Genomic DNA, 8,726 nt, shown 5'->3' on the forward strand with positions numbered 1-8,726 from the left:
ATTATGGCTGTTTTCGAATTGAATGGTTCCGCGTCCGCCATTGTTCCAGATTATGAAGTCATAGCCTTCATTATCCTCCAGCGGCGCAACGTCGACTTCGAGGGCCGCTGAAAAGTTGTCGGCGCAGGTGTCCCTCAGATAGAAAGAGTCCCCATCTGCAACGAACCAGCCCTCCGAGGTCTGGTGGCACGCCCCGTACCCGTATGAGTGATGACTGTTGGCGCCCGCGAATGCAGGTGAACTTGCAATCCCGACGCTTGCCACTGCAGCTAGTGCCACACCCAGGAGCCTGCTCCGAGTCACACGCACGCGAAATTCTCCCTTGTTTGATCTAGTTCACGAAGGCGGCGCCAATTGCGCGACATGGAAAGAGGGAAATCTCCTCCCCAATTTCCGTGGTGACATTGCGGTAACAGGTGGTACCCACACTGCATGCCCTCCCGCTGAGCCCGCTCGACGCAACCTTCGTCTCACGTCATGTGAAAGAATCTCGTGCTTCTGCCGGAATGTCGTTAGCGCTGAGTGCACACCTGCCTTGGCTCAGAGTTCACTCCGGTGACGTGAGCGTGCGTCGCCGGTGGTCCTGCGGTGGAAGTCCGTACGCACAGCGGAAGACGCAGGTGAAGTCGGCTGCGTGGGAGAAACCCAGCGGGCAGCGATGGTGCGGATGGGCGTGGCATGCTGCGGGCTCCTGGAGAACGTGCCCTCGCACAGCTGAAAACCTGGCGACTGCTCCGGCGCGCCAGATGCTCCACCCGCCGCATCGGCGCCGTCGCCAGGCCGTCCACACCTTCCTGACCTGCACGTATTCAGGATTGAAGGGGTTCAGTGCTCACAGAGGGAGAATTCTCGTTCATAGAGCTGCTCGTTGTGTTCGTCGACGAAGAACTTGCGTTCCTGCATGAGTTGTTCGCGGTAGTTCTTGGCCTGTTCAAGCGTCATGGTCGAGGTGTCGGACCATGGTTGTTGCGGTGGCACATCGGATGTCGAGACGATCTTTTCCGACGGGTCGACCAGGAAGAACGCGAGAATTTTGCGATATCCCGGGCGGGTGGGGTCCGCGAGGCGGAATGAGCCGACGCGGTGTTGCAGGATGTTCGGGAACGCCAGGAAGCGGCCCGCTGGGGTCGATGTCGATCCCAGCATCTGGTTCAGTGCGTCTTCGTCCTCCAGGCCGTAGACCTCACGCAGGCCGTTGTCGTCGTTCTGTTCGTAGCTCGGGTCGTCGAGTGCCGCCCGGAAACTCAGCCGGCTTTCGGTGATGTTCTCGCTGTCCCAGTAGTAGATGCCGGTCGAGACGATCCGCTCGTTCATCATCCCCTCGACATGCCAGGAACCGCCGGGGTACTCGGGCTTGTCCGGGGTGAGATGAATGGTGGCGAGCTTGACGATGACCTGGAGACGGCGGCCGCGCAGGTCGACTCGGGCGGATTCATCCGGCAACTCGGGCGGGGTGAAGGCCGGGGCGTCCGGGATGGCCGGGCGGCGGTTTTCCCACCAGTTGTCCTGGGCCTCTTCCCATGCACGGAGGGCTTCCGCGTAGGCCCCGTCATCGCTGTAGGAGGACTTGTCCGGATACTCAGGCTCCGAGTCGTACCACCCGAAAGGATCGGCCTCGATCCGCAGGGGCCGCGGATGGCGCAGATCGGTGAGCACGTTCTCCAGCAGCGGGCGCAAGCGCGCGAACAGGTCCGGCAGGACGGAGGCCAGTTCGCGATGAGTCTCGGGGTGGACGTTGTTGACGTACGAACAAAAGGCGACATCGCCATCGTCACTGACGTCGACGTCCGTGGGCAGCCACTGGAATTTCTCCGAGAATTCGTACCTCGAGTAGCGGTCCGTCGGGTTCTGCCAAGCCCTCTCGGGCGCACCGCTCGCCTCTCTCACCAGGCAGAACAGTGAGGGATGAACCAGATCCAGTACCTGGCCGTCGGATCCGGGATGCCAGTCCTGTTCTGCTTCGGGGACCTGCTCCAGAACCCGAACCGCCTCGCGCAGCCGGGATCTGAGCTTGTCGTCGACCAGTGTGTCCGACTGCCACACCCCGTCGACGGCGGACACCTCGATGCCGGTTCGTCCGTCCCGCAGCGCGGCGTAATGCAGGAGTTCGGCAAGCACGTAACGAACCTGCGCTTCGGTGAGGCCCTGGGCGACCGCTTCTTGCGTCCACCTGGCGACGATGTCGGCATCGTTCATCTTGTCGAACCACCCCGGCTTCGCCCGGATGAGTGAGCTGTACTGCATCATCTGAAGTTCCCGCAGTGTTCGGGGTGTCGCGAACGATATGGAACGGGAAGTATGAAAGGGCAGCGGGAAAGCAGGCAGGCCAGTCAATTCTCTTGGTCCTCCCGGTCAGTGTGCGGTGGCGGGAAGGATACTTCAGCAGACTGACACCGCAGCCGTGGTCCCTGAGGCGATGCGTACGGACGTGCCGGCGGGCCTGTCCCTGACCGAGGACGCGGCCACGTACCCGGCGCCGAGTACCGGGCGCATCGACAAGACCATGCACCTGCTCGCCCTGGTCGACCCGGTCGACGACACCTATCGGCGCCTGATGAACCGGCAGCTCACCGTGCAGGAATCCCGCCACCGCCTCGCTCGCGCGATCTGCCACGGCGGCCGCGGCCAGATCCGCCAGGCGTACCGCGACGGACAGGAAGACCAGCTCGCCGCTCTCGGCCGGTCCTCAACGCCGTGGTCCTGTGGAACACCCGCTACCTGGACGCCGCCGTCGCCCGGCTCCGTGCCGAGGGCCACGACATCAAGGACGAAGACGTCGCCCGCCTCTCCCTGCTCAAGGACCGGCACATCAACTTCCCGGGCCGCTACCTGTTCAACATCAAAGCCGGCGGCCCCGGCCAGGGCCTGCGCCCCTTCCGGGACCGGCCCCGGAGTCCTAGCCCGGACACCAGGGAACAAGTAACCCGTCAGTAGGTTCCGGGGTTCGCTTCTCTGCCGTTTCCCGGTGCCGGGGCGCCTCGTTGGGCTGTCCCGGGTGAACGCCCGGAGGACCGACGACAAGGGGCGGGTGTGCGACAGGAGTGGTCGCCGGAAGATTGCCACGCACATCCCTCCGTTCGGGTTACGTGACTTCCTACCGACGCAGCACGACCAACGTTCCACGACACGCGCGTGTCGCTGGCCGTAGTCCGGTCAACATGTCGATGCTCGCGCTCCCCCTTCTCCAGTCCAGTCTGGTCCACATCAACACCCTGCTGCTTCAGCGCGTTCTTGCCGAACCGGCCTGGGCCAAGAAGCTCTCGGACGAGGACCGGCGCGGGCTTACCGCGCTGTTCTGGTCGAACATCAACCCGTACGGCACCTTCCGGCTCGACATGGAGAAGCGGCTCGACCTGGGGCTTTCGGTCAGTGTGCCCCGGCCACGCTCCCCCGAGTCCGCCTCAGCATTGCCGGCTGAGCGTGTCGGTGGAGGGCAGAACTGACGCGTTCCGGCTCGCCTTCCTGCGGGACCAGCCGGGCCGTGGCGACGCGTTGTGCCAAGCGTGTGAACATCTTCCACGGCTCGGTCTCTTTCGCCGCCGGTTCTGCCTCGGCCGGCCTCAGCCCAACGCCTTCTTGACAAGCGCGCTGATGCGCTCTTCGTCGGCTGCGGTCAGCTCCCTCACGGCGTAGGTGGTCGGCCACATGGTGCCGTCGTCGAGTGCCGCCTGGTCGCTGAAGCCGAGGGTGGCATACCTCGACTTGAACTTCTCCGCGCCCTGGAAGTGGCAGACGATCTTGCCGTCTCTGGCGTAGGCGGGCATCCCGTACCAGAGCTTGGGCGCGAGGTCCGGAGCGGCGGTCTTGATGATCTCGTGGATCCGCTCGGCGAGGACGCGGTCCGCCTCCGGCATCTCGGCGATCTTCGCGAGCACGTCTCGCTCCGCCGCCGCCTCCTTCTCCGCCCGGGACGAACCGCGCCGCGCCGCCGCCTTCTTCTCCTCGCGTGCGTGCTCCTTCATCGCGGCCCGCTCTTCGGCAGTGAATCCGCTGTACTTCTCGGTGGTCGTACCGGAGTCCTCGGCGGGCGACTTCGTGGACGGCATGGCAAGTTTCCTCTCGTACAGGGTCAGACGGGGCGGGAGTGCGGGGCCGGGAGTCAGGACGGCGTGGGGGCGAGCGACGCGGCAGCCTCCCAGCCGAACCCGTCCGGGTCGGTGAAGGCGTCGGCGGTGCCGGCGAGGACGATGCGGTGCGAGCCGGTGCCGTCGGCGGGGACGCCGAGGTCCCTGGCCAGGCCGCGGCGCTTGTACAGCGCCAACTTGACGGGGCTGGACTGACCGGCGGCGAACTCGGCGTACTTGCCACCGAAGCTCCTGGCCACGCTCAGGCCCCGGCCGACGTAGAACTGCTTGCTGGCCTTCATGTCCTCGACGCCGAGCAGCAGGACGATCTCGTCGATCTCGCGGGTGGCGGGGCCGGTGTCCTTCTTCGCCGAGGTCGCGATCTTCCAGATTGTCCCGTCCGGGGCCTGAACGACGCCGCCGTAGCCCCACAGCGACTTCGCGGCGGGCTTGAGCACCGTGGCGCCGGCGTCCACGGCGGCGCCGACGAAGCTGTCGACGGTGGCCGGCTGGGACACCGTGAGCGCCAGGGTGAAGCCGCGGAATCCGGTGGAGTGCGCCTCGGACGCCCGCAGGCGTATGTACGTGTCCACGCCGAAGGCGCTGTAGAAGCGGCGGGCGGCCTCGGGGTCGGCCACCTCAAGGGTGACGGACGCGAGGGACATGTTGGCTGCGGTGGAAGTGGTGGTTGCCATGACCATCACGCTAGGGGCTGCGCGGCGGCCGGGGCTTCTCGATTCCTGACCGGTCTTGTCACTTGCTTCGCCACGCACGCCGGCATCCCCTCCACCTTGATCGCCGACCCCGCATCGCGGTCCGTACCCGCAGCATCGGCATGGTCGGCCGCCGCATCCGCCGCCTGGCGCCTGAAGGCCCCGGGCGGCATGCCGACCAGCTCGGTGAAGCGGGTGGTGAACGTGCCCAGCGACGCGCAGCCGACCGCGAAGCAGACCTCGGTGACGCTGAGGTCGCCCCGCCTCAGCAGCGCCGTCGCCCGCTCGATGCGACGCGTCATCAGGTACGCGTACGGCGACTCACCGTAGGCGGCCCGGAACTGCCGACTCAGGTGCCCGGCGGACATGTTCACCTCGCGGGCGAGCGCCTCCACGTTCAGCGGCTGCGCGTATTCCCTGTCGATCCGGTCGCGAACGCGGCGCAGCCGCGCGAGATCAGCCAGGCGCTGCGCCTGGACACGTGCACGCCGCCATTCAGGCTTACACATGAGAACCCTCCCCTTTGTCTTGCATCTTCGATTGCCATCGACGACTTCGAGCGTCTGGGGTGCCCGCTCCGGCGGGCACCCCAGACGCTCGGTGGTGTGGACCGGCCCGCCGGACTCGACCAGCCGATCGAGCAGCTGCCGGACGGCAGCAGGACGGAATCCGGGCTCATGACCGGTTCAACGAGGACCCGGACGCGGCCCTGGCGGGCGACCCGCAGGACAGACACCTCCGCTCCGGTTCGCCGCCGCGTTCCTTATGGGTGGTCGCGATGCCTGCCCGCACGGCCGCATCGATACCCGCACAGCTCAGCGCAGCTCCTGGATGCGGACCAGGTTGCCCGCGGGGTCGCGGAAGGCGCAGTCGCGGATGCCGTACGGCTGCTCGGTCGGCTCCTGGACGACCTCAGTATCACCGGCCTGCACCTTCTCAAACGTGGCGTCGAGGTCCGGGGTGGCCAGCAGGATCCAGCCGTAGGTGCCCTTGGCCATCATCTCGGTGATCGTGCGGCGCTCGTCCCCGGTGATGCCGGGATCGGCGGCAGGCGGCGCCAGAAGGATCGACGTGCCCGGCTGGCCGGCCGGTCCGACCGTGATCCAGCGCATCCTGCCCTGCCCGACATCGCTGCGGACCTCGAAGCCGAGGACGTCGCGGTAAAAGGCGAGGGACGCATCCGGGTCGTCGTGCGGAAGAGAAGTCGTGTGAATGGTGATGTCCATGGCGAGCAGGCTAGAGGCGACTCCGTGAACCGCGCTTCTCGATTCCTGATCGATCCGGACACGCCCGGACGTTCACGGGCATGTCGCGTGGAGCGCACTCGGAGGCCGGCCGGATACGCCAGAAACGTGCCGTAGGGGCTCGACGCTGATGATCTGAGGCTTGGGCCCCATCGGCCGATCACCCCTTTGGACGGCCTTCCTACGAGCGGACGAACGTGCTCGGGTCCGTCTTCGCCGCGGAGGCGGTCCGGCGCCTGGAGGGCGGCTGCCGCGGTCCGGGCATCGAGGCGGGCGAGGTTGATCGCGGCGGCGGTGAACTGGCGTTTGAGCCGGGTCTTACGGCGTTGCCCGCCAGGTAACCGGGGCACGCCGTCCTGACTGTTCGGCTGGTGATCACTGTCCGTCAGAAGCCGCTGTGGCCTGCGACCTGGCGCATGACGTACGTTTCGGCGTGATCAACATTTCAGGAGCAAGACATGTCTCTCTTCATCCCCGACTTCGCCGAGACCGTCGTCGTGCGCGCTGCTGACGCCGAACTGACAGGCGCGGGTGGCCCGGTGACCAACCAGCTGCTCGTCGACAGCCCCGCCACGGGCGGCGCACTCTCCAGCATGCGTGTCGCCCTCGGCAAGGGCGCGAACGGCGCCCGCCCGCACCACCACGGCAAGTCCGCCGAGATGTTCTATGTCCTCGACGGCACCGCCCAGCTGCTGTCCGGCGATCAAGTAGTCACCGCGGAGCGCGGAGACGTGGTCGTCATACCGCCCGGCACACAGCATGCCTTTGCCGCCGCGCCCGGCGAGATCGCGGACATGCTCGTCATCATCACGCCCGGAGTGGAGCGCTTCGAATACTTCCGCCATCTCGAACGCATCCGCTACGGCAAGGTGCCGCCGGAGAGCCTTCTCGAAGTCCAGGAACTGTACGACTCCTACTTCGGGACCAGCGCGGTCTGGGACGCCGCTCGCGGATAACCCGGATACCGGTCACCTGGGTCCACCTGCGCGCCAGGATCCCGCACGCCGCGCTGTACCGAGCGGGCCGCGCCACCCGGCGCAAGCCGAGTACGGATCAACGTACCGAGGCTCAGGCGATTCAACGGAAGGCGTTGGCGTTCTCCGAAGCCCACTGCTGAAACGGGCGGGCCGGCGTTCCAGTGATTCGCAGAACCGTGTCGCGCACCATCTGCAGCTCGTCGTTCACGTCTCCGCCCGTGACGTCGAGCACCGCGTCCGCGGCCTCTGCCCCGAAGACCGCGGCCATCTGTGCGTGGGCATCCTGGCGGCTGATCTCGGCGAAGGGAACTTCCCGGCCCAGTGCTGCCGCGATGGCCTCGGCCTGCTGTCGGGCGGTCACCGGCTCTGGTCCGGTCAAGGCGTACGTGCGTCCCTGGTGGCCGGGCTCGGTCAGTGCCACCCGTGCCACCGACGCGATGTCCGCGGGGTGGATGGTCGGCAGGGCGGTCTCGGCGTACGGCGCGCGGACGGTCTCGCGGCCACGGATGGAAGCCGCCCACATGAGGGCGTTCGAGGCGAACTGTGTGGGCCTCAGGACCGTCCAGGCCATGCCGCTCGCCTTGAGCAGTTGCTCCACCGCCAGGTTCTCGCCGGCGGGGCCGAGGTGCGGGTGGGTCTGGACGGTGATGGACGACACGAGTACGACGTGCTCCACGCCCGCCTGCCGGGCGGCTTCGAGGATGTCGGCGTCCGGGCCGAGACGCGACACGAGAAACAGAGAGCGCACGTCCTCCAGCGCGGGCTTCAACGACGCCGGCTCCGCGAAATCGCCCTCCACGGCCTCGACCCCTACGGGGAAGTCGGCCCGGGCGGCATCACGGGTGAGCCCTCTCAGCGGTCCGAGGCCGCGCGCGTGCAGCTCCTTCAGCAGGGCACGGCCTATGTTTCCGGTGGCTCCGGTCACGAGGATCATCGGCGTGTCTTCCCGTCGTCGGGTGATCAAGTAGGCGACACGCTAGAACCTCAATCCAACTTCAGGTCAAGAAAGTGCGGGCCGGTTCATCACGGCCTACAGGGACCCATGCACGGAAAGGGCTGCAGGTGTGCACGGCCCCGTGTTACATGGGCCTCATGGTGACTACCGACCGACTGCTGACCTTCGCGGCCATGTCCTTCCTGCTGATCGTCATACCCGGCCCCAGCGTGCTGTTCGTCATCGGACGAGCCCTGGCGCAGGGTCGCCGGGCCGCGCTGACCACGGTCGCGGGGAACACGCTCGGTGCCTATGTGCTCGTCGTGGCCGTGGCGCTCGGGGTCGGGGCCGTCGTGGAGCGCTCGGTCCTGGTCTTCACGGCACTGAAGCTCGTGGGGGCCGCGTACCTGGTGTATCTCGGTGTCAAGGCGGTGCGGCAGCGCGGGTCGTTGCATGCCGCATTCACCGGTGACGGAGCGGAGCGCGGCAGCCTGCGCACCTTGTGGGAGGGGTTCGCGGTCGGCATGGCCAACCCGAAGACGATCGTGTTCTTCGCCGCCGTACTGCCTCAGTTCGTCGACCGTGACCAGGGGCACGTCACGCTTCAGATGCTGGTGCTCGGCCTGGTCTTCAATGTCATAGCGGTGGCTTCCGACAGCGTGTGGGGGCTGGTCGCGGCCACCGCACGGAACTGGTTCGCCGGCTCACCTCGGCGGCTTGCCATGGTCGGCGGGGTCGGTGGGCTCACGATGATCGGCCTCGGTGTGACGGTCGCCGCGACAGGCCGCAAGGAC

The 8,726-nt window shown here is 66.9% G+C and carries 9 protein-coding genes and 2 pseudogenes; 5 read left to right on the top strand and 6 right to left on the bottom strand.

Annotated elements, in window-relative coordinates; genetic code table 11:
• Positions 1–681: 681 nt before the first annotated feature.
• Positions 682–815: pseudogene (locus AQI88_RS47235) on the top strand (IS5/IS1182 family transposase); the annotation flags it as partial.
• A gap of 10 nt (positions 816–825) precedes the next feature.
• On the opposite strand, the gene AQI88_RS39615 reads toward AQI88_RS47235, so the two are convergent.
• Positions 826–2,334, bottom strand: coding sequence for a DUF4246 domain-containing protein (locus tag AQI88_RS39615; protein ID WP_079058116.1), 1,509 nt, complete (start codon positions 2,332–2,334; stop codon positions 826–828).
• Between the two features lie 151 nt (positions 2,335–2,485).
• Between AQI88_RS39615 and AQI88_RS44395 the strand changes: the two are divergent.
• Positions 2,486–2,934, top strand: a pseudogene (locus tag AQI88_RS44395) (Tn3 family transposase); the annotation flags it as partial.
• Between the two features lie 224 nt (positions 2,935–3,158).
• Entirely contained in the window at positions 3,159–3,443 is a 285-nt protein-coding gene (locus tag AQI88_RS39625) for a Tn3 family transposase (protein WP_079058117.1), read from the top strand.
• A 117-nt stretch (positions 3,444–3,560) separates the two neighbouring features.
• On the opposite strand, the gene AQI88_RS39630 is transcribed toward AQI88_RS39625, so the two are convergent.
• From AQI88_RS39630 to AQI88_RS39645, 4 genes are all read right to left on the bottom strand, one after another.
• Positions 3,561–4,046, bottom strand: coding sequence for an iron chaperone (locus AQI88_RS39630; protein ID WP_067010056.1), 486 nt, complete (start codon positions 4,044–4,046; stop codon positions 3,561–3,563).
• Positions 4,047–4,099: 53 nt separating this feature from the next.
• The gene (locus AQI88_RS39635) at positions 4,100–4,765 is read right to left on the bottom strand and encodes a VOC family protein (protein ID WP_208616046.1); all 666 of its coding nucleotides are present in this window, start codon (positions 4,763–4,765) and stop codon (positions 4,100–4,102) included.
• A complete protein-coding gene (locus AQI88_RS39640; protein ID WP_067010060.1) occupies positions 4,765–5,286 on the bottom strand; it encodes a helix-turn-helix transcriptional regulator in 522 nt (173 codons plus the stop codon). The genes AQI88_RS39635 and AQI88_RS39640 overlap by 1 nt, the downstream gene beginning before the upstream one ends.
• Before the next feature lie 306 nt (positions 5,287–5,592).
• The gene (locus AQI88_RS39645; protein ID WP_067010063.1) at positions 5,593–6,003 is read right to left on the bottom strand and encodes a VOC family protein; all 411 of its coding nucleotides are present in this window, start codon (positions 6,001–6,003) and stop codon (positions 5,593–5,595) included.
• A gap of 476 nt (positions 6,004–6,479) precedes the next feature.
• Between AQI88_RS39645 and AQI88_RS39650 the strand changes: the two genes are divergently transcribed.
• Positions 6,480–6,977 (top strand): cupin domain-containing protein, encoded by a 498-nt coding sequence (locus tag AQI88_RS39650; RefSeq protein ID WP_067010065.1) that lies wholly within the window; start codon positions 6,480–6,482, stop codon positions 6,975–6,977.
• Positions 6,978–7,098: 121 nt separating this feature from the next.
• Here the strand turns inward: AQI88_RS39650 and AQI88_RS39655 are convergent, their stop codons facing one another.
• The gene (locus tag AQI88_RS39655) at positions 7,099–7,932 is read right to left on the bottom strand and encodes an NAD(P)H-binding protein (protein WP_067010068.1); all 834 of its coding nucleotides are present in this window, start codon (positions 7,930–7,932) and stop codon (positions 7,099–7,101) included.
• A gap of 158 nt (positions 7,933–8,090) precedes the next feature.
• Here AQI88_RS39655 and AQI88_RS39660 point away from each other — a divergent pair.
• Positions 8,091–8,726 (top strand): LysE family translocator (locus AQI88_RS39660; RefSeq protein WP_067010082.1); only part of this gene is annotated, 636 nt, incomplete at its 3' end.

Source organism: Streptomyces cellostaticus (genome assembly GCF_001513965.1).
Taxonomy (GTDB): Bacteria; Actinomycetota; Actinomycetes; order Streptomycetales; family Streptomycetaceae; genus Streptomyces; species Streptomyces cellostaticus.